The 21,102-nt window shown below is 56.4% G+C and carries 15 protein-coding genes; 7 read left to right on the forward strand and 8 right to left on the reverse strand.

Annotation, left to right across the window (positions count from 1 at the left end; translation table 11 throughout):
* Positions 1-5: 5 nt before the first annotated feature.
* Entirely contained in the window at positions 6-2,018 is a 2,013-nt protein-coding gene (gene rep / locus JQC75_RS16785) for a DNA helicase Rep (protein WP_203325156.1), read from the reverse strand.
* Positions 2,019-2,162: 144 nt separating this feature from the next.
* On the opposite strand from rep, the gene JQC75_RS16790 reads away from it, so the two are divergent.
* The 5 genes from JQC75_RS16790 to ubiK all read left to right on the forward strand — a co-directional run bounded on the left by JQC75_RS16790 (position 2,163) and on the right by ubiK (position 9,771).
* Positions 2,163-2,729, forward strand: a complete 567-nt coding sequence (locus JQC75_RS16790; RefSeq protein ID WP_203325157.1) for a TetR/AcrR family transcriptional regulator — start codon at positions 2,163-2,165, stop codon at positions 2,727-2,729.
* 16 nt (positions 2,730-2,745) lie between these two features.
* Positions 2,746-3,864: an efflux RND transporter periplasmic adaptor subunit gene (locus JQC75_RS16795; protein WP_203325158.1), complete on the forward strand. Its 1,119-nt coding sequence runs from the start codon at positions 2,746-2,748 to the stop codon at positions 3,862-3,864.
* Positions 3,865-3,876: 12 nt separating this feature from the next.
* Positions 3,877-6,948: a multidrug efflux RND transporter permease subunit gene (locus tag JQC75_RS16800; RefSeq protein WP_203325159.1), complete on the forward strand. Its 3,072-nt coding sequence runs from the start codon at positions 3,877-3,879 to the stop codon at positions 6,946-6,948.
* Between the two features lie 290 nt (positions 6,949-7,238).
* Entirely contained in the window at positions 7,239-9,395 is a 2,157-nt protein-coding gene (gene katG / locus JQC75_RS16805) for a catalase/peroxidase HPI (protein ID WP_203325160.1), read from the forward strand.
* A gap of 118 nt (positions 9,396-9,513) precedes the next feature.
* Positions 9,514-9,771 carry a ubiquinone biosynthesis accessory factor UbiK gene (ubiK, locus tag JQC75_RS16810; RefSeq protein ID WP_203325161.1) on the forward strand — a complete coding sequence of 86 codons (258 nt, stop codon included), beginning with the start codon at positions 9,514-9,516 and terminating at the stop codon, positions 9,769-9,771.
* Between the two features lie 275 nt (positions 9,772-10,046).
* On the opposite strand, the gene JQC75_RS16815 is transcribed toward ubiK, so the two are convergent.
* Positions 10,047-10,355 carry a hypothetical protein gene (locus tag JQC75_RS16815; protein WP_203325162.1) on the reverse strand — a complete coding sequence of 103 codons (309 nt, stop codon included), beginning with the start codon at positions 10,353-10,355 and terminating at the stop codon, positions 10,047-10,049.
* 280 nt (positions 10,356-10,635) lie between these two features.
* On the opposite strand from JQC75_RS16815, the gene creD reads away from it, so the two are divergent.
* Positions 10,636-12,075, forward strand: a complete 1,440-nt coding sequence (gene creD / locus JQC75_RS16820; protein WP_203325163.1) for a cell envelope integrity protein CreD — start codon at positions 10,636-10,638, stop codon at positions 12,073-12,075.
* Positions 12,076-12,223: 148 nt separating this feature from the next.
* Positions 12,224-13,006 (forward strand): phosphatase PAP2 family protein, encoded by a 783-nt coding sequence (locus JQC75_RS16825; RefSeq protein ID WP_203325164.1) that lies wholly within the window; start codon positions 12,224-12,226, stop codon positions 13,004-13,006.
* Here JQC75_RS16825 and JQC75_RS16830 read toward each other — a convergent pair.
* From JQC75_RS16830 to ilvG, 6 genes are all read right to left on the reverse strand, one after another.
* Positions 13,003-13,719 carry a substrate-binding periplasmic protein gene (locus JQC75_RS16830; protein ID WP_203325165.1) on the reverse strand — a complete coding sequence of 239 codons (717 nt, stop codon included), beginning with the start codon at positions 13,717-13,719 and terminating at the stop codon, positions 13,003-13,005. The genes JQC75_RS16825 and JQC75_RS16830 overlap by 4 nt on opposite strands.
* A gap of 84 nt (positions 13,720-13,803) precedes the next feature.
* Complete coding sequence (locus JQC75_RS16835; protein WP_203325166.1) at positions 13,804-14,934, reverse strand: pyridoxal-phosphate-dependent aminotransferase family protein; 1,131 nt, start codon at positions 14,932-14,934, stop codon at positions 13,804-13,806.
* A 428-nt stretch (positions 14,935-15,362) separates the two neighbouring features.
* Entirely contained in the window at positions 15,363-16,958 is a 1,596-nt protein-coding gene (ilvA, locus tag JQC75_RS16840; RefSeq protein ID WP_203325167.1) for a threonine ammonia-lyase, biosynthetic, read from the reverse strand.
* 1 nt (position 16,959) lies between these two features.
* Complete coding sequence (gene ilvD / locus JQC75_RS16845) at positions 16,960-18,816, reverse strand: dihydroxy-acid dehydratase (RefSeq protein ID WP_203325168.1); 1,857 nt, start codon at positions 18,814-18,816, stop codon at positions 16,960-16,962.
* A 63-nt stretch (positions 18,817-18,879) separates the two neighbouring features.
* Positions 18,880-19,131 (reverse strand): acetolactate synthase 2 small subunit, encoded by a 252-nt coding sequence (gene ilvM, locus JQC75_RS16850; protein ID WP_203325169.1) that lies wholly within the window; start codon positions 19,129-19,131, stop codon positions 18,880-18,882.
* Complete coding sequence (gene ilvG, locus JQC75_RS16855) at positions 19,128-20,783, reverse strand: acetolactate synthase 2 catalytic subunit (protein ID WP_380797059.1); 1,656 nt, start codon at positions 20,781-20,783, stop codon at positions 19,128-19,130. Before ilvG ends, ilvM begins: the two co-directional genes overlap by 4 nt.
* Positions 20,784-21,102 lie beyond the last annotated feature (319 nt).

A 21,102-nucleotide genomic window follows, 5' to 3' on the forward strand; every position in this document is an offset into this window, starting at 1 on the left:
TGCCATTACTTTTTAAACATGGCTCTGAGGTTGGCGATGTTGGCTTTGCCCGTTTCCTGACGTTGTTGCTCTGTCTGGGGCGGCTTGCGACTCTCCCAGATCAAGTCATCCTGGGGTAACTCATCCAAAAAGCGGCTCGGCTCACAGCGCATGGTTTCACCGAACTGTCGCCGCTCACGGCACAGGGTAAACCACAGCTCGCGCTGCGCCCGGGTTACCCCCACGTAAGCGAGCCGGCGCTCTTCTTCCACGTTGTCTTCATCAATGCTGGTCTGATGCGGCAAAATTCGCTCTTCCATGCCAATCATGAACACATAGGGAAACTCCAACCCTTTTGAGGCATGGAGGGTCATCAATTGCACCTGATCCCCTGCTTCATCTTCGCTGTTGCGCTCCATCATGTCTCTGAGGGTCAAACGGCCAACCACTTCCGGTAGTGTCATGGGCTCGTCCAAATCGTCGCCATTGAGCATCTCTGTAACCCAGCGATACAGCTCGGAGATGTTCTTCATCCGCATCTCAGCCGCCTTGGCGCTGGGACTGGTCTCGTAGAGAAAGTCCTCATAATTGATGTTGCGAATGAGCTGCTTGATGGCATCGACGCCTTCACCGCGCTCGGCAATGTCACCGGTTTCCACAATAAAGCGGCCGAATTGCTCCAGTGCACTCATGGCACTGTTACCCAAATGGAGTTCCAGCTCAGGCTCAAAGATAGCGGCGAACATGGAGATGTGTTTGCTGTTGGCAAAGTTACCCAGCCGCTCAAGCGTTGCCGGGCCTATGCCGCGCTTGGGCAGGTTTACTATGCGCAAGAACGCATTGTCATCGTCGGGATTCACCACCAGCCGCAGGTAGGCCATGATGTCCTTGATTTCAGAACGGGCAAAAAACGAAGTGCCGCCGCTGAGTTTGTAGGGGATGCGGTTGGTCATCAGCGCCCGCTCTATCAGGCGCGACTGATGGTTGCCACGATAAAGAATGGCGTAATCGCCATAACTGGTTTTACCCACAAAGCGATGACGAATGATTTCAGCCACCACCCGCTCGGCTTCCTGCTCTTCATTCAGCGCCGTAATCACCCGCATCGGCTCGCCGTAGGCAAGCTCAGAAAACAGTGACTTGTCGTACACATGGGGGTTGTTGGCAATGAGTATGTTGGCTGCGCGCAAGATGCGCTGACTGGAGCGGTAGTTCTGCTCCAGCTTGATAAGCTTAAGGCTCGGGAAATCCTTGCCGAGCAGCACCAGGTTTTGTGGCTTGGCACCGCGCCAGGAATAGATTGACTGATCATCGTCACCCACCACGGTAAAGCGGGCGCGCTCACCCACCAGCAGCTTTACCAGTTCATACTGGCTGCCATTGGTGTCCTGATATTCGTCCACCAGCAAGTACTGGATACGTGCCTGCCAGCGCCTGCGCACTTCTTCGTTGTGCTTTAGCAGCAGGGTCGGCAACAGGATAAGGTCATCAAAGTCCAGTGCGTTGTAGGCCTTCATGTGCTGTGCATAGCGCTGGTACAAGAGAGCGAACAGCTGTTCCCGCTCATCTTTGGCTATCTTGCGGGCGTGGTCGGGAATGACCAACGCCCCCTTCCAGTTGGAAATCGAGGTCGCCAGCAGCTTGAGCAGATCCTTGTCTTCCTGAAGTTCTTTTTCGGTGAGCTCCTTCAAGAGCGCCAGGGTGTCCTGATCATCAAACAGTGAAAAACCGGCCTTGAGCCCCACAGCCTTGTGCTCGCGCTTGAGAATTTCCAGCCCCAGGGTGTGGAAGGTAGAAATCCACAGCCCCCGCGCTTCTTTACGCCCCATGGACTGGGCAACACGCTCTTTCATCTCGCGGGCGGCCTTATTGGTAAAGGTCACGGCGGCAATATTGCGCGCCTGATAACCACACTTTTGCACCAAATAGGCAATTTTGTTGATGATCACCCGCGTTTTACCACTGCCTGCCCCTGCCAATACCAGACAAGGACCGGAAACATAGTGGACTGCATCATTTTGAGCGGGGTTGAGCTTCATCGGGGCAAACTTCTCTTGGGGCCAGGCAATACAGAAGCGGGATCATAGCAGATCCTTTTTATAAAGGGCGACCACAGCCGCGCTTGCCAATGTTACGTTATCACTCCAAAATGAATGAACGTTCATTCACTGCAGGTATCAGACATGGACAATAAGCGGGAACAAATCCTCAGGGCAGCTGAAAACATCATCGCCAACGACGGACTGCACAATCTGTCGATGCAGAAACTGGCCAAAGATGCCGGTGTGGCTGCGGGCACCATTTATCGGTATTTCGCCGATAAAGATGCCCTCATCGACGAATTGAGGCGCGATGTGCTGACTCAAATCGCCAACTTTATCCTCGAAGATGCCATTGAAGGCAGCCTGGAGACGCGCTTTCGGCGTATTTGGTTCAACATTATCCGCCTCGGTGAAACCTGCACCCTGGAGCGGCTGAACTTCGAGCAATACACCCATTTGCCCGGAGCCAACAGCGAAGAACACCGCAAGTTTGAGCGGGAAACCTTCGCTCCCCTGCACGCACTCTTTGCCGATGCCAAGGCACAGGGGCAGATGCTGGATATGGATGACGAACTCTTGTTTGCGCTGGCCTTTGAGCCGGCCGTAGGCCTGTGCAGGCGGATGCGCCGCACCGGCATGAACTTTCAACAAAGCGAGCTGGAGCAGGTATGTGACCTGTGCTGGCGCGCCATCAAGCCTCACCAATAAGCGGAGCCAATAGGCAATGAAAAAGTGGATTCTGGTCATGCTGACCATAGCGCTGGTGACTCTGGGGAGTGTCATCGGCTTTAATCTGTTTGTAAAAGGCAAGATTGCCGACGCCATCGCCAATATGCCGGAAGCCGAGTTTCCGGTCACAGCGCTGGCAGTAAGCCCTACCCAGTGGCAACCCACCATTGATGCCATCGGCTTTGTCGAGCCCCATCAGGGTGTCACCATCGCCAACGAAGCAGCGGGCGTAGTCACCAACATCGCTTTCGAAAACGGCAGCAATATCAGCAAAGACCAGTTGCTGGTTGCCCTGGACACCCGGGTCGAAAAGGCAAACCTGCAGGCCAGGCTGGTGCAGCTGCCTGCCGCTGAAGCCGACTTCAAACGCTTAACGCGTCTGTACGCACAAAAATCGGTATCAAAGCAGGACCTGGACAACGCCGAGGCCAAGTATCTGGCACTGAAGGCCGATGTCGAAAGCCTGGAAGCCACCATAGGTCGCCGCGAAATCCGCGCCCCCTTCTCTGGCCTGGTGGGTATCCGCAACATCAACCTCGGTGAGTATCTGCAGGTTGGCAGTGACATAGTGCGCCTTGAAGACATCAGCACCATGAAAATCCGCTTCACCATTCCACAAACCCAGTTGCCCAGAGTGGCCGTGGGGCAAAAAATCCATGTGTATGTGGATGCCTATCCTGAAGAAGCCTTCGAAGGGGAAATTGCCGCCATCGAACCTGCGGTCTTTTATCAAAGCGGTCTGATTCAGATACAGGCCCGTATCCCCAACGATCATGCCCGCCTCAGAAGCGGTATGTTTGCAAGGGTCAGCGTCCTTCTCGATAAGCTTGAGCAGCAAATCGTACTGCCGCAAACCGCCATCAACTTTACGCTTTATGGCAACTCGGTTTATCTGGTTGAGAAACATGATGAAAACGGTCAGGCCGTTTTACGAGTTCGCCAAATCAACGTGAACGTACTCGAGCGCAGTGGCAACAATGCCCTGGTCACAGGCCCGCTGAAGCAAGGCGATCTGGTGGTCACATCCGGGCAAATCCGCCTGTCCAACTACAGTAAGGTCACCGTGGTGGAAGACAAGGCCATGACTGACGCCGCCTCCATGCCCAAGCTCTAAGGAGATATCCGGATGCGCTTTACAGATATCTTTATCAAACGGCCGGTGCTTGCCGTTTCGATAAGCTTCCTCATACTGCTGCTGGGATTGAATGCCCTAAAAAGTATGCAGGTGCGGGAATATCCCGAGATGACCAATACCGTGGTCAACGTGGCCACCAGCTACTATGGTGCCGACGCCAACCTCATTCAGGGCTTTATTACCCAGCCGCTGGAACAGGCATTGGCCCAGGCCGACAACGTGGATTTTATGACCTCCGAGAGTTTTCTCGGCAAGTCCAACATCAACGTGTACATGAAGCTCAACACCGATCCCAACGGCGCACTGGCTGACATTCTTGCCAAGGTAAACTCGGTGCGCTCGCAGCTGCCCAAGGAGTCGGAAGACCCGACTGTGACCATGTCCACCGGCTCACAAACGTCTGTGCTGTATATCGCCTTTTCCAGCGACAGCATCAACTCGAGTCAGCTGACAGACTATCTGGAGCGGGTGGTTAAACCGCAGCTGTTTACCATCAATGGGGTGGCCAAGGTTAACCTCTACGGCGGTATCCAGTACTCGATGCGCATATGGCTCGACCCGGCTCGCATGGGCGCGTTTAACCTGAGTGCCACCGAAGTGATGCAGGTGCTGCAGGCCAACAACTTCCAGTCTGCCGTGGGTCAGGCCAATGGCGTTTACACCCTGTTTAACGGCACCGCCGATACCCAGGTCGCCACCATTGATGAGCTTCAGCGCCTGGTGATCAAAAGCGGTGACGGCAAGGTGGTGCGCCTCGGTGACATCGCCGAAGTGTCGCTGGACAAGAGCCATGATGTATACCGCGCCCTGGCCGATGGTCAGGAGGCCGTGGTCATAGGTCTGGACGTAACACCCACCGCCAACCCGCTCACTGTGGCCGCCGATGCCCGCACCCTGTTACCGGAAATTGAGCGCAGCCTGCCGCCATCCATCAAGGCGCGCATTCTCTACGATTCATCCCGCGCCATTGATGAGTCCATCAACGAGGTGATCAAAACCATAGGTGAAGCGGCCATTATCGTGATTGTGGTGATCACCCTGTTTTTGGGTTCGCTGCGCGCCGTACTGATCCCGATTGTCACCATCCCGCTGTCGCTGATTGGCGTGGCCATTATCATGCAGACCTTCGGCTTCAGCCTGAACCTGATGACACTGCTAGCCATGGTGCTGGCCATTGGTTTGGTGGTGGACGATGCCATCGTAGTGGTGGAAAACGTCGACCGTCATATCAAACTCGGTGAAGACCCCTTCCGCGCGGCCATCATAGGTACCCGTGAAATCGCCGTGCCGGTAATTTCCATGACCATCACACTGGCGGCAGTGTATGCCCCCATCGCGCTGATGGGCGGCATCACGGGCTCCTTGTTCAAGGAATTTGCCCTGACCCTGGCGGGCGCCGTGTTTATTTCGGGGATTGTGGCGCTGACCCTCTCGCCCATGATGTGCTCGAAAATCCTCAAAGCCCACAGCGCACCGAGCAAGTTTGAGCATGCGGTTGAAACAACCCTGAGTCGCATGACAGACAGTTACGCCCGTATGCTGGCGGCTGTCATGCAAAGGCGTGCCGTGGTAGTGGCCTTCGCGATCATCGTGTTTGCCTCGCTGCCATTCTTGTTTAAATTCATCCCCGCTGAGCTTGCCCCCAAGGAAGACAAGGGTGTGGTGATGATGATGGGTACAGCGCCTTCCACGGCCAATCTCGATTACATCCAGGCCAATATGGCCCTGGTCACCAACATGATTGCGGCCCAGCCTGAGTCGGCAGCGTCTCTTGCCTTTGTGGGCATTCCCAATGCCAATCAGGCATTTGGTATTGCGCCACTGGTGCCCTGGAGCGAGCGAGACAAGAGCCAGAAGGAGATGCAGAAGTTCTTCGCCGGTGAGGTAAAGAGCATTCCCGGCATGGCGGTTACCACCTTTGAGATGCCCGAATTGCCCGGCGCCTCCAGCGGCTTGCCCATTCAGTTTGTGGTCACCACCGCCAGCAGTTTTGAGAGCCTGTTCCAGATTGGTACTCAGGTGCTGGAGAAGGTGCAAAAGAGTCCTTATTTCATCTACTCCGAGATGAACCTCAAGTTCGACTCAGGCAGCATGCGCATCCATATCAAGCGCGATCTGGCGGGCACCTACGGGGTAACCATGCAGGATATCGGCATGACGCTGTCTACCATGATGAGCGACGGCTATGTTAACCGCATCAATCTGGATGGCCGCTCTTACGAGGTTATCCCCCAGGTGGAACGTAAACTGCGCGCCAACCCCGAGTCGCTGGCAAATTATTACGTGAAGGCCGCCGACGGTAACTCCATCCCGCTCTCAAGCCTTGTGGAAATCGAGATGGTGGCCCAGCCCCGCTCTTTGCCCCACTTCAACCAGATGAACTCGCTGACCATTGGCGGCGTGGCCACCCCCGGGGTTGCCATAGGTGATGCCATCGCCTTCCTGCAGAACATAGGTGATAACGAGTTGCCCAAGGGCTACAACTACGACTTCCTCGGCGAAGCCCGTCAGTTTGTAACCGAAGGTTCGGCGCTGTACAGCACCTTCCTGCTGGCCATTGCCATCATCTTTTTGGTGCTGGCGAGTCAGTTCGAGAGTCTGAAAGACCCTGTGGTTATCCTGGTGTCTGTGCCCCTGGCCATCTGCGGCGCCCTGATTGCGCTGGGCTGGACCCATGTGTTCGGGCTCTCGTCCATGAACATCTATACCCAGGTGGGTCTGATTACTCTGGTGGGTCTGATTACCAAACACGGCATCCTGATGTGTGAGGTGGCCAAGGAAGAGCAGCTGCACCGCGGTATCGATCGCATCGAGGCCATCAGCCTGGCGGCCAAAATCCGCTTGCGCCCCATCCTGATGACCACTGCAGCCATGATTGCGGGCCTTATTCCGCTCTTGTTCGCCTCCGGCGCTGGCGCTGTGGCCCGCTTCAACATAGGTCTGGTGATTGTGGCAGGCCTTGCCATAGGCACTGTTTTCACCCTGTTTGTACTGCCGGTGATCTACAGCTTCCTCGGTGAAAAGCACAAGCCGCTGCCAGAGTTTGTTGAGGCCAACGCCTGATAGCTGAACCTACGAAAAAGCCGGGACTATCCCGGCTTTTTTATGGCATGTTCGCCAGTTATCACACCGTGCCTGCCGGTGCTAACGCTTAAATAACAGGTTGTTGCAATCGCTAAATGTGATTGGAAGCCCGCTCCCCCCTCTACTAGTATGAGGGGGTCAATACAATGTGCAGCCCAAGGTAACGGCAGCAAATCGCAGCTGAATGACTCAGGTGCCAACGTCCTGTCGATACCGTGTTTTCTGATGGAAGCCCACAAGTTGGGCATGGTACTAAGGAGAGCAGCAACATGAGTAATGAAGGCAAATGTCCGGTCATGCACGGTGGTGTAACCTCTGCCACCCAGGCAGACAACCACTGGTGGCCCAGGGCCCTGAATCTCGACATACTCCACCAGCACGACAGCAAAACCAACCCCATGGCACCGGGATTTAATTACCGGGAAGCCCTCAAAGGCCTCGATGTGGAGGCGCTCAAAGAAGATCTCAAAGCCCTGATGACCGACAGCCAGACCTGGTGGCCAGCAGACTGGGGCCATTATGGCGGCCTGATGATCCGCATGGCGTGGCACTCGGCTGGCACCTACCGCATTGCCGACGGTCGCGGCGGCGGTGGCCATGGCGCCCAGCGCTTCGCCCCACTCAATTCGTGGCCAGACAATGGCAACCTCGACAAGGCCCGGCGCCTGCTGTGGCCCATCAAACAGAAATACGGCAACAAGCTGAGCTGGGCCGATTTGATGATTTTGGCGGGCAACATGGCCTATGAGTCCATGGGGCTGAAAACCTTCGGTTTTGCCTTCGGACGCGAAGATATCTGGCATCCCGAGAAAGACACCTACTGGGGAGCAGAAAAAGAATGGCTGGCACCAAGTGGTGGCGCCAACAGCCGCTATTCCGGCGTTCGCGATCTGCAAAACCCGCTGGCTGCTGTGATGATGGGGCTGATTTACGTTAATCCGGAAGGGGTGGACGGCAACCCGGACCCGCTGAAAACCGCCCAGGACATGCGCGTCACCTTCTCAAGAATGGCCATGAATGACGAAGAAACCGTGGCTCTGACCGCCGGAGGCCACACCGTGGGCAAGGCCCATGGTAATGGCAGCGCCGCCAATCTGGGACCAGAGCCAGAAGCTGCCCCACTGGAAGAACAAGGCTTTGGCTGGATGAATCATCAAAGCCGCGGCATAGGCCGCAACACAGTCACCAGCGGTATCGAAGGCGCCTGGACCACCCACCCCACCCGCTGGGACAACGGTTATTTCCATCTGCTTTTCAGCTACGACTGGGCGCTCACCAAGAGTCCCGCCGGCGCCTGGCAGTGGGAACCGGTCAACATCAAGGAAGAAGATAAGTCGGTGGATGTGGAAGACCCCAGCATCCGCTGCAATCCCATCATGACAGATGCAGATATGGCGCTGAAGATGGACCCGGATTACCGTCGCATCGCCGAAAAATTCTATAACGATCCCGAGTATTTTGCCGACACCTTCGCCAGAGCCTGGTTCAAGCTGACCCACAGAGACATGGGCCCCAAATCCCGCTACTTTGGCCCCGATGTACCCGCTGAAGACTTGATTTGGCAAGACCCGGTTCCCAAGGGCAACAGCCAGTACGATTCTGAGGCCGTAAAAGCACGCATTGCCGGCACAGGGCTTGGCGCCGCAGAGCTCGTTGCCACCGCTTGGGACAGCGCCAGAACCTTTAGAAACTCAGACAAACGCGGCGGCGCCAATGGCGCCCGCATCCGCTTGCTGCCGCAAAAAGACTGGGCGGCCAATGAGCCCGCCAGGCTGGCGAGGGTACTGGAGCTGCTCACCCCCATCGCCAGCGACATGGGCGTCAGCATTGCCGACATTATCGTGCTGGGTGGTAACCTCGGTGTCGAAATGGCTGCCAAGGCCGCCGGTTTCAATATCAAGGTGCCTTTTATCCCAGGTCGTGGCGATGCCAGTCAGGCACAAACCGATATCGACTCCTTTGAGGTGCTCGAACCCCTGGCCGATGGCTTCCGTAACTGGCAAAAGCAGGACTTTGTGGTTACGCCGGAAGAAATGCTGCTCGACCGGGCACAACTGATGGGGCTGTCGGCGCCGGAAATGACGGTGCTGATTGGCGGTATGCGGGCCATGGCAGTCAACCATGGTGGCGCGGTACATGGGGTGCTGACCGACAGACCCGGTAGCCTCAGCAATGACTTTTTCGTTAACCTCACCGATATGAACTACAGCTGGAAGCCGGTCGCGAACAATCTCTATGAGATTTGTGAGCGGGCCAGTGGCCAGAAAAAATGGACCGCCACCCGGGTCGATTTGGTGTTTGGCTCCAACTCGGTATTGCGCGCCTACGCCGAATACTACGCCCAGGACGACAACAGGGAGACCTTCGTGAAGGACTTTGTGGCGGCCTGGTGTAAGGTGATGAATGCAGACCGCTTCGATGCCTAGGCCGATAGCGCCCGACAACGCCTCCATTAAGGGGGCGTTTGATAGGCCACAGAGGCACTTGGGCTTGGGCATTGGCTGGGGTACAATCTAGCCAATTCAAATTAAGGCGGAACGACAGATGCTGAACCCCAAAAAAATCGAAGAATTGGCCAAACAGCTCAGTGAAAACCTTCCTTCTGGCCTGAAGCAGTTTGCCGGAGAAGTGGAAGAGCGCAGCAAGCAGGTATTGCAAAGCCAGTTGATGAAACTCGACCTGGTATCACGGGAAGAGTTTGAGGTGCAGCAACACGTGCTGCTGCGTACCCGTGAAAAGCTGGAAGCGCTGCAGACCAAGGTCGAGGCCCTGGAAAAGCTGTTGGAAGACAAGCAGGCCTGAGCCTGTCATTCATGCTGATACATAAAAACGCCAGGCAATGCCTGGCGTTTTTCATATGGCCCTTCAGTCTTAAACACGGCATCTATCCGGCAGAAGACACATATTTTGACTACTCCAGCCCACTTATTCGGAGCAGGGAAACAGGGCATGCCTTGAGAGCCAACATGCGAACCACACCTCGCCTACAGATGGTTCGGCACTGGTTCGCAAAAGCAGGCTAAGGCGGAAAAACCAAACCACCCTGATATCGTGCCTAACCACTTCAAGGTAATTGGCTATGCGGCCAGCTCGTAAATTTTTGCGGCGCCTTCCCAGCCATTTTCCCTTGCTGACTCAATCAAATAGTCCAGATCAAGCTCACAGCCCTGGGGCATTTGCGCCTGAATGGCATCGATATGACAGTGGAAAGTCTGGGTTTCGTCGGACCAGGCAACAGAGATCACCGGCTCACTGTTGCCACTGTGCTCCACCAACTGTAATCCCACAAAGGGCACAAAGGGCAATGTCATTTTTTTCGACAGGAAAGCCGCGCGTTTACGATCGAAACTGCGAATGGCCAGGGTAAATTGTACCTGAAAGCGCATCTTGGACCTCCTTAGCATTCCCGGGGCACAAGTGCGCGCCCGGGCCACACCTGATGTCAGCATATGCCAGCCACCCACTTGCCGGAGTGACCCGGGTCAAATTTGCTGCATCCTGTACTAACTTTAGTCAAGGATGACAGTAATTTGCACAATCGCTGCTTTATGCACCGCAATTGCCATAATTCTGCCACTATTTATCATTGGTCTGCCCCCCTGTTCAGGCCGGGTTCTGCTTCAATATCTGCAATTACCTCACGTACCAGACTGCAAGGAAGAACAGATGGCGGACATGTTTTTCGGCCTCATGGCGCTCGCGCTTCTCGGGGCCATTGGCTTTGGCGCCTTTGTGGCCATTCGCGCCGGGCTGACCCGGCTTTACGGCAATACCGATAATCCGCTGTTATTGAATCGGATCTCACTCATTCTCAAGGGCACGCTCACCCTGATGCTATGCCTGCTGGCCATCATCCCGCTGACACTGGTGCAAGATCTGGCCTCAGACAGAGAACGCCTGTACCGCGATGTGGTGCGGGACATAGGCCAGGCATGGGGTGAGGAACAGGTACTCGCCGGTCCTGTGTTAGTGCTCCCCTATCGCTATTCAGTGCTCACCGAAGAAACCAGCGCCGATGGCAGCCGCAAGCAGAGGCGCAGCAGTATTGAGGATGAGCTCCTTATCCTGCCCGAGCACCTGAAAATGAAGGCGAGCCTGAATCATGACTTTCGCGACAGGGGCATTTACCACTCGCTGGTTTATCAAAGCGGAGTTGAGGGACAAGCCGAGTTTTCGCTGAATCTGCCCCTTATCAGCAACCTGGAAGCGTACGAATTCAATCGCGCCAGACTGGTGTTTGGTTTGTCTTCCAATCAGGCCATCGATGGAGTGGATAATTTTGTAGTCAGTGGTGATGGCTTGAGTTCCCATGGCTCGCTGATGTCAGGCACAGGCCTGGCTCAGGAGGCGCTTAGCCGGGGATTTCATCAACCTGTGCAGCTTGGACAAAACACAGCGCCCTTCAAAGTGGACTTTAAACTGCGCCTGCGGGGCTCACAGGGCATTGGTTTTCTGCCGCTCGGAGAAGACTCACACTTCGAACTCAATGCCGACTGGCCCCATCCCAGTTTCCATGGCATTTTGCCCGAGGCACGCGAGATAAACGCCAATGGCTTTAATGCCAACTGGCACATCAGTCACCTGAGCCGCAATTATCCCCAGATTATGCGGGCGTCGCACCCTATGGATCTGATGGAGGCCCGGGCGCACACCCAATTGTTTGAACCCGTAACCCACTACGGCAAGGTGGAGCGCGCCATCAAGTATGGCCTGCTGTTTGTGGCCCTGACCTTTATTCTGCTGCTGATGTTTGAACTTGGGCAGGGACAAGCCTTGTCGGCCTTGCAATACCTGCTGGTTGGTGCCGCCATGACCCTGTTTTATTTGTTGCTACTGGCATTGTCGGAGCATTTGAGCTTTGGTCAGGCCTTTATGATTGCCGCAGCCGTGCCCGTGCTCAGTATTCCGGCCTATGTGGCCAGCGCCACCCAAAGCTATGGTCGGGGCAGTATCATGCTGGCCATGCTGCTTGGTCTCTATGGTCTGCTGTATTCCATTTTGCGGCTCGAGGATTATGCCCTGCTGATGGGCAGCACGCTCTTGGTCACTGTCCTCCTGGTACTCATGTACCTCACACGCCGTCAGGGCAAATGCCTGCCTGAATAAGCAGAATGTCCAATTCATCCCTCGCGCCTTGAATATGAAGGACACGGCGGCCAAAAACTTTGTGGTCGCCGTTTTTTTATTTGGATTTCCGTGAGTTAATAGTTAGTCTGCCTGGGATTATTTGAACTGTTGCCTGGAAGGAGTCTTAATGCAGCACACCCTGGCCCCCCACGTTGACCGCCGCACCCGCCCCTTGCTTTTACTCACCCTGTGGCTTTTGTTAATGGTGCCTGCCACTGTGCTTACCCTGGCACAGCTCCCACTCTTCCCCTGGATGCCATTGGATGGTATCGCTGCCGATGTTGTTTATGCCATCACCTTTAGCGGCACAGCCCCCTGGGGCGCCATCAGTGCAGCAGCCGTGGCACTGCTGGCCTTTCTTCGTCTGTCACACCCCCAGGCCATCAAGCTGCTGTTGGCCCTCGGACTCTCACTCGGCAGCAGTCTCTGGCTCAACGAAAGCCTGAAGACCCACTTCGATGAGCCCAGACCCAATGTACTGTTTCTCTCAAAGCACAAGCTGCTCGACAGCGATGACTTTTACCGGCTTCACAAGGCCGACCGTCGCACTCAAATGACGACACTTTTTGCCCATAACCCCTCGGTGTTGCCACCCATGAATCCCCGTATTGCCAGCCATTGGCAGCAGGAAGTGGGGTTGTCGTTTCCCTCTGGCCATACCCTGTTCGCCACCATTCTGGCACTGACTGCCAGCTGGTTTTTTATCGCCTCCGGACACTGGGGCACCTGTGCATTGTTGGGAGTCTGGGCATTGGCAATGGGGGGCTCGCGGATGCTGCTTGGCATGCACCACAGCCAGGATGTGATGGCAGCAACGGCACTGTCGCTGCCCCTGAGCGTGATGGGAATTATGATGGCAAGCTGGCTGGGACCCCGGCTGTTCAAAAGCCGTCAGGACCCACCCGTTTAGTCGAGAAACTGCTTTATCAGAGCATCGTAACGGCCATTTTCACGGATTTTACGCAATCCTTCGTTGAAAGCGTCACGTACTATGGAATTGCGGAACATCAAGCGGTAGGCCGTACGGGGAAATACCTCATGGATATTAATCGCTTTGGATGTATCTATCTCTGTGGCAAGCCTGTCGTTATTGGCCAGAAATATATACTTGTCGGCCACCGCCACATCAATGCGCTTGAGATACAACATCTTGTTTTGATTCTCGGCAGTGTCGAGCTCGCGGTATATGGTCTTTTTGCTCACCTTATAAAACTCGCCGCCGAGCAGAATGGAGGCATCTTCAAAAGCCACAATACTGAAGTTCTCCAGATCAGCAACCCGATCCAGGCGGATCTGTTTTTCCGCAAGACTGATGGCAACGTTTTGATAATAGATATAAATATCAGAAGGGTAGCCCGTTAAATCCAGTGAGCTGTTGACCGTCATAATGCCGTCAAAACGTTCTTTCCCGTAGAAGAGCAACTGTCGTTTGCGGGAATAAAATTTGAATCTGGCTTCCATTCCCACGGCCGCAAAGGCAGCACGTATGATTTCCACCTCGAGCCCTGATTCGGCGTCTTCCAGTATATAGGGTGGACGATTTGAAGAGGCGCCAATGCTGATGGTGGAGGCGTGCGCCCCAACCATCACGAAAAGCAGCCATAAAATCAAAGGTAAGCGCATAAAATCTCTTAACATTATCACTGTCATTAACTATAGACACTGACAACCGAAGAGGCCAAAACCCGCAGGTTTTGGCTGCGCAAATTACCGCAACACCTCTTCCAGAGCCTTCAGGCAAAGTGCCACATTTTCGGCCCGGGCGCCATAGCCCATGAGCCCAATCCGCCAGGCTTTACCGGCCAAATCACCAAGTCCGGCGCCAATTTCAAGATTGTAACTCTTAAGCAGCTGGTTGCGCACCGCGGCATCATCCACGCCTGCAGGGATATACACGGCATTAAGCTGCGGCAGTCGGTAAGCTTCATCCACCACAAAACCAAGGCCCAGTTTTTCAAGGCCCGCCTTAAGCAGCTGATGCATCTTTTGATGTCTGACCCAGGCGTTTTCGAGGCCTTCTTCGGCGAGTAACCGCAATGACTCGTGCAACGCATAAAGGGCATTAACCGGCGCCGTGTGATGATAAGCGCGCTTGCCACTGCCCCCCCAATAGCCCATCACCAGAGTCTGATCCAAAAACCAGCTCTGCACCGGCGTCTTGCGATTTTTAAGCTTTTCCACCGCCCTTTGGGAGAAGGACACAGGCGACAAGCCCGGCACACAGGACAGGCACTTCTGGCTGCCCGAATAAATGGCATCTATGCCCCACTCATCGACCCTGAGTTCAACCCCGCCAAGGGAGGTCACCGCATCCACAATCGACAGGCAGTTGTGTTCGCGGGCAAGAGCACACAGGGTTTTGGCGTCCGACAGCGCGCCAGTGCTGGTTTCGGCATGGACGAAGGCGAGGAATTTGGCATCAGGATTAAGCTTCAAAACCCCGTCAACCACTTGTGGGTCAACAGGCGCGCCCCAGGGGAAATCCACCACCACGGCAATACCGCCCAAGCGCTCCACATTCTGGCGCATCCGCTCACCAAACACGCCATTGCGGCACACCACCACCTTTTCTCCCGGCTCCACCAGGTTCACAAAACAGGTTTCCATACCGGCACTGCCCGGGGCCGATACCGCCAGCGTCACCTCGTTTTGGGTCTGAAAGGCATATTGCAGCAAGGATTTAAGCTCATCCATCATGGCCACAAACAAGGGGTCCAGATGGCCCACGGTGGGGCGGGACTGGGCCAGCAACACCTCGGGATACACATCAGAGGGACCGGGGCCCATCAGAATACGGCGCGGCGGCATAAAGGGCGCTATCTTGGGAGCGGCTAGCATGGAAACTCCTTGTAGGTTGTCGCGGCAGTGCCGCGCTGAGGTCTGGATTATCTGGTTATCCAATGATTTCGAGCATTTACCCTAGCATATTCCTGATACTAAAACGCCCCTGCCTTGGTCTAAGGGAGGTACGCATGAGCCCCTTGCACGCTCTGCGCTGGCAAACCTTTGCTGAAATGAGCTGTCGTTAATGACAAATAGGGGCTGACCTATGAATGCGCCGCTAACCATACCCAGCTAAGCCACGCCCAGATAAGCCGCGCCCAGGTAAGCCACGCCCAAAGGAGCTTTGGGGGGCTGTAGCATTTCGTCGTTATTCAACTTTGACATGCCACGGCATGCCTTCAGTTGAATGCCTCGAACTCCTGTTGCCGCCAAAGCCAGAGCACGCAGGGACTCACTCACACCTCCCTTACGGGCTTTCCCACTTATTTACTACCCAAAAACAATCGGTAAGCCGGACTGTGGGTTTCTTCCTGCCACACAAAGCCAAGCTCGGTGAGGAAGCGGCCAAAGGCTTCATTGTCGCCCTCCGGCACCTCGAAACCGGCCAGCACCCGGCCAAAGGCGGCGCCGTGGTTGCGGTAGTGGAACAGGCTGATGTTCCAGCGGCTGCCAAGGGTGGTGAGAAACTTTAAAAGCGCGCCCGGATACTCGGGAAACTCAAAACTGAGCAGCCGCTCACTCAAAGGCTCGGTGGGATGCCCGCCCACCATGTAACGCACATGCAGCTTGGCAGTTTCATCGTTCGATAAGTCCTGCACCTCAAAGCCACCGGAGGTGAGCGACGCGATAATCTCGTTAAGCTCCTGCTGACCGCCGGAAAGGCGGATACCGGCAAACACCACGGCGCTGTCGCGGCCGGAAAAGCGGTAGTTGAATTCGGTCATGGCGCGCTTGCCCAAAAGCTCGCAAAACTTAAGGAAGCTGCCGGGCACTTCGGGCACCTTCACCGCCAGCACGGCTTCTTTTTGCTCGCCAAGTTCACAGCGCTCAGACACATATCTCAGGCTATGGAAATTCACATTGGCGCCACTCAAGATGGCCGCCACTTTACGTGGCTGATTGTCGACCACCTGCAAAGCCGCTCCGCTGTGAGCCAAGTACTTCTTCAGCCCCGCCAGCGACAAAGCACCGGCCGGCTCGGCGATGGCACGGGTATCTTCGAAGATATCCTTTACCGCAGCGCAGATTTCATCGGAGCTGACGGTCACCACCTCATCCACATAGTGTTTGGCGATACGAAAGGGCTCGGCGCCGATACGCTTTACTGCCACACCGTCGGCAAAGAGGCCCACCTGGGACAAAGTCACTGGCTCACCCGCCGCCATGGCAGCCTTGAGACAGGCGGCATCCTCTGGCTCGACACCGATGATCTTCACCGACGGGCGCACGGCCTTGTAGTAAGCGGCAATACCGGCCACCAGGCCGCCGCCACCCACGGGCACAAACACCAGCTCCAGATCCCGCTGCTGCTGCAACATTTCCTGGGCCACAGTGCCCTGCCCGGCAATCACAGCCTCATCATCGAAAGGGGCGATATAGACCCGGCCCTCGGTTTGCGCCAGATGCTGGGCGTGGGCGTTGGCCTGATCGAATGACTCACCGTGCAAGAGCACATTGCCCCCGCGGCGACGTACCGCATCAATTTTAATGTCCGGCGTGGTGGTGGGCATCACAATCACCGCATCGATGCCGCGGCTTGAGGCCGACAGCGCCACCCCCTGTGCATGGTTACCGGCCGAGGCGCACACTACACCGCGCTCGCATTCAGCCTGACTGAGCTGCGAAATGCGGTTGTAGGCCCCACGCAGCTTAAAAGAATGCACCGGCTGCATGTCTTCACGCTTTAAATAAATCTCCTGCCCGAGGCGCGCCGACAACTTGCCCATATGGGACAGTGGCGTCACCTTGGCCACGTCATACACGGACGAGAGCAGGATTTTTTGCAGATAATAATGAGCAAGATCCACAGGCTTCACCTCTGATTTATTACCGTCACCACAGCCAGCAAAATCCAGCATCTCAGCCCTCCAGTTTGGAGACGTCGCGCACCGCGCCCTTATCGGCACTGGTGGCAAGCATGGCGTATGCCTTAAGCGCCAGCGACACGGGGCGCACCCGTGACAGCGGTTTCCAGGCCAGCGGCCCTTTGGCATTCATGGCCGCGCGGCGGCTTTCAAGCTCGGCGTCGCTCACCAGCAGTTTGATGCTGCGGCCCGGGATATCGATATCGATACGATCGCCATTTTCAATCAGGCCTATGGTGCCACCGGAGGCCGCCTCGGGGGACACGTGCCCGATGGACAGCCCCGACGTGCCACCGGAGAAGCGGCCATCGGTAATGAGGGCGCACTGGGTACCCAGACCCCGTGATTTAAGATAACTGGTAGGGTAGAGCATTTCCTGCATGCCCGGGCCGCCCTTGGGGCCTTCATAACGAATGACCACCACATCACCGGCCACCACTTCGCCGCCAAGGATGCCGGCAACCGCGTCTTCCTGGCTCTCGTATACCCGTGCCACACCGCTGAACTTGAGGTTGGAGTCATCCACCCCGGCGGTCTTCACGATACAGCCGTTTTCGGCCAGATTACCGGAGAGCACGGCAAGGCCACCTTCCTGACTGAAGGCAAACTCACGGCTGCGGATACAGCCTTCACGGCGATCATCATCCAGGGTGTCCCAGCGGCAGGACTGGCTGAAGGCGCGAGTCGTGGGGATGCCCGCGGGCCCTGCGCGGAAAAACTCGTGCACTTTTTGATCCTGGGTCAGCACCACGTCGAAGCGCTCCAGCACAGATTTCAAGGTGCCGTCTTCCGAGGCCACATGGTTTACGTCTGTATGCAACAGCCCGGCGCGGTCCAGCTCTCCCAGAATCGCCATCACGCCGCCGGCGCGGTGCACGTCTTCCATATGGTATTTGGGCGTGGAGGGCGCCACCTTGCACAGGTGCGGCACCTTGCGGCTGATGCGGTCGATGTCGGCCATGGTGAAGTCCACCTCGGCTTCCTGGGCGGCCGCCAACAGGTGCAGTACGGTATTGGACGAGCCGCCCATGGCCACATCCAGCGCCATGGCGTTTTCAAAGGCCTTGAAAGACGCGATGGCGCGGGGCAGTACAGAGGCATCGTCTTCACCGTAGTAACGCTTGGCAAGCTTCATCACCCGGCGACCGGCCTCGAGGAACAGCTCGCGGCGGTCGCTGTGGGTCGCCAGCATGGAGCCGTTCCCCGGCAATGACAGGCCCAGTGCTTCGGTCAGGCAGTTCATGGAGTTGGCGGTAAACATGCCGGAGCAGCTGCCACAGGTCGGGCAGGCACTGCGCTCGATTTTCTCGCTGTCGGCGTCGCTGATCCGGTCATCGGCCGCCGCTACCATGGCATCCACCAAATCCAGCTTGATAAGCTTGTCCGACAGCTTGGTTTTGCCCGCTTCCATGGGTCCGCCGGAGACAAACACCACGGGGATATTGAGGCGCAGCGCCGCCATCAGCATGCCGGGGGTGATTTTGTCGCAGTTGCTGATGCACACCAGGGCATCGGCGCAGTGGGCATTGACCATGTATTCCACACTGTCGGCAATCAGCTCCCGGGACGGCAGCGAATAGAGCATGCCGCCGTGGCCCATGGCGATGCCGTCATCCACGGCGATGGTGTTGAACTCTTTGGCGATGCCGCCCGCCTCTTCGATGGCAGAGGCCACCAGTGAGCCCATGTCTTTTAAGTGCACATGGCCGGGCACAAACTGGGTAAAGGAGTTGGCAATGGCGATGATAGGCTTGCCGAAGTCGGTATCTTTAACGCCGGTGGCACGCCACAGAGCGCGGGCTCCCGCCATATTGCGGCCTTCGGTACTGGTGGCGGAACGTAATTTAGCCATTGAAACTTCCTTTGCTTTATAAATTTTTCGATGGAAACAGAATATCTTACTTATGTACTGAGATCAGGCACTGGCCGACTGGGGCATGGCTGGCTGCATCACATGGCAACCTGTCACATCCACCAGCTTGGTGAGCTGATTGCTCAAAAGCTCAATGCCCCGCTCGCTTGAGACCGACAGCGACAGGTATACGCTCTCATCCACCAGGCGCATGTTCATGTTGGTCAGGGTAAAACCCCGATGGCGAACAACCCTCAGCACACGCTCTACCACTTCGGGACGCTGATCCATGGTGACTTCCAGATTATGGTTCATGTGCTTCTCTCCATTTCTTCCATCATATCGCTGTTGGAGGCACCCGGCGGGACCAGGGGCCAGACGTTAAAGGCATCATCTATCGCCACGTGCAGGAGGTAAGGCCCCTTGCTGGTGAGCATTTCGGTTAAGGCTTCTTCCACCTCTTCGGCGGCAAAAATGGTGCGGCCGGGGATCTCAAAGGCAGACGCCAGTGCAACAAAGTCCGGGTTATCCGACAGGTTGGTCTCGCTGTAGCGCTCTTCAAAAAACAGCTGCTGCCACTGCTTCACCATGCCCAGACGCTGGTTGTCGATAAGCAGGATTTTTACCGGCAGCTTGCGGCGCTTGATGGTGGTCAGCTCCTGCACGTTCATCATGAAAGAGCCATCACCGGACACGGCCACCACGGTGGCATCGGGGCGTGCCATCTGGGCGCCAATGGCGGCAGGCAGACCAAAACCCATGGTGCCAAGGCCAGCGCTGGACAAATGATCTTCGGGGCGGCGGAAATGCATGTGCTGAGCAACCCACATCTGGTGCTGGCCCACATCGCAGCTCACCACGCTGTCCTCGGGCAGCTTGTTGGCCAGGCGGCGCAGCATGGCGGGGGCGTAGATGAGGCTGCCGGGGTGGTTATAGTCCCAGCGATGTTCGGCGGCGAGGGTTTCCACCTCGGCGCACCAGGGAGCGATATCCAATGGCATTTCAAGCCTTGGCAGCACGGCGCGAAGTTCGGCGGCAATGGCCACGTCTGGCTGGCGCAGCTTGCCAAGCTCGGCGGCGTCTATATCCAGATGCAGCACTTTGGCATTGGGGGCAAAGGATGCCAGGCGGCCGGTAACGCGGTCATCAAAACGGGCACCGACCACCATCAAAAGGTCGCATTCCTGCACTGCGAGGTTAGCCGCCTTGCCGCCGTGCATACCCAGCATCCCCAGATAACCGGGGGTACCATGGGGGATGGCGCCGAGCCCCTTGAGGGTGGCAACGGAAGGCATATTGGTGGCCTTGATAAAGCGGCGCAGCTGCTCGACCGCACCGGCCATACCCACGCCGCCGCCCACGTACAGCATGGGCTTTTTGGCAGCCGCTATCAGGGCGCGGGCGGCATCAATATCGGCGTCCTGAACTTTGGGCTCGTCGGCCACGGCCAACAGTGGGGCACGATATTCGAGCTGGGCAATCTGCACGTCTTTGGGAATATCCACGAGCACAGGACCGGGGCGGCCAGAGGCAGCCAGGTCGAAGGCGCGGTAGAGGGTCGGCACCAGCTCATCCACGCTCTGGACCATAAAGCTGTGCTTGGTGCAGGACAGGCTCATACCGAGTACATCAATTTCCTGAAAGGCATCGGTGCCAATCACAGAGGTGGACACCTGCCCGGTGATGGCCACCACGGGCACTGAATCCAGCAGCGCATCGGCAAGGGCGGTGATGAGGTTGGTGGCACCGGGGCCAGAAGTGGCGAAGCAGACGCCGGTTTTACCGCTGGCACGGGCATAGCCCACGGCAGCGAAGCCGGCACCCTGCTCGTGGCGGCACAGGGTGTGTTCGACTTCACTGCCGTAAAGGGCGTCATAGATGGGCATAATGGCGCCACCGGGATAACCGAATACCGTATTCACCCCATGGGCGGCCAATACCTTGATGACTGCGTCAGCCCCTCTCATCATCTGTCCTTCCATCTAAATTCCTGCCCTGTGCCTTTACGGTAGTTTTCAAATGCCCTGAAACGAGAAACCCCCCGGTCCTTTCGGAGCGGGGGGCTTTTCTGCAACTTCTTTCCTGGATTAGGTCTGTCAGTTTGCCATGCGCCGTCCCCGCTGTGACTTAATAATCACTACGGTAATAATCACGAGAATGAGCTTGGCAGCCTGGTTAAACACGTTTGACAGAGTCCTTAATCAACTTGCGTAATCGTTTCTGATGTCGCCTTTTTAAGCGAGCTTTAAGAATTAGCACAAAGCTTGCCGGCTTTACAACAGAAAA

The sequence above is a fragment of the Shewanella litorisediminis genome (assembly GCF_016834455.1).
Lineage (GTDB): Bacteria > Pseudomonadota > Gammaproteobacteria > Enterobacterales > Shewanellaceae > Shewanella > Shewanella litorisediminis.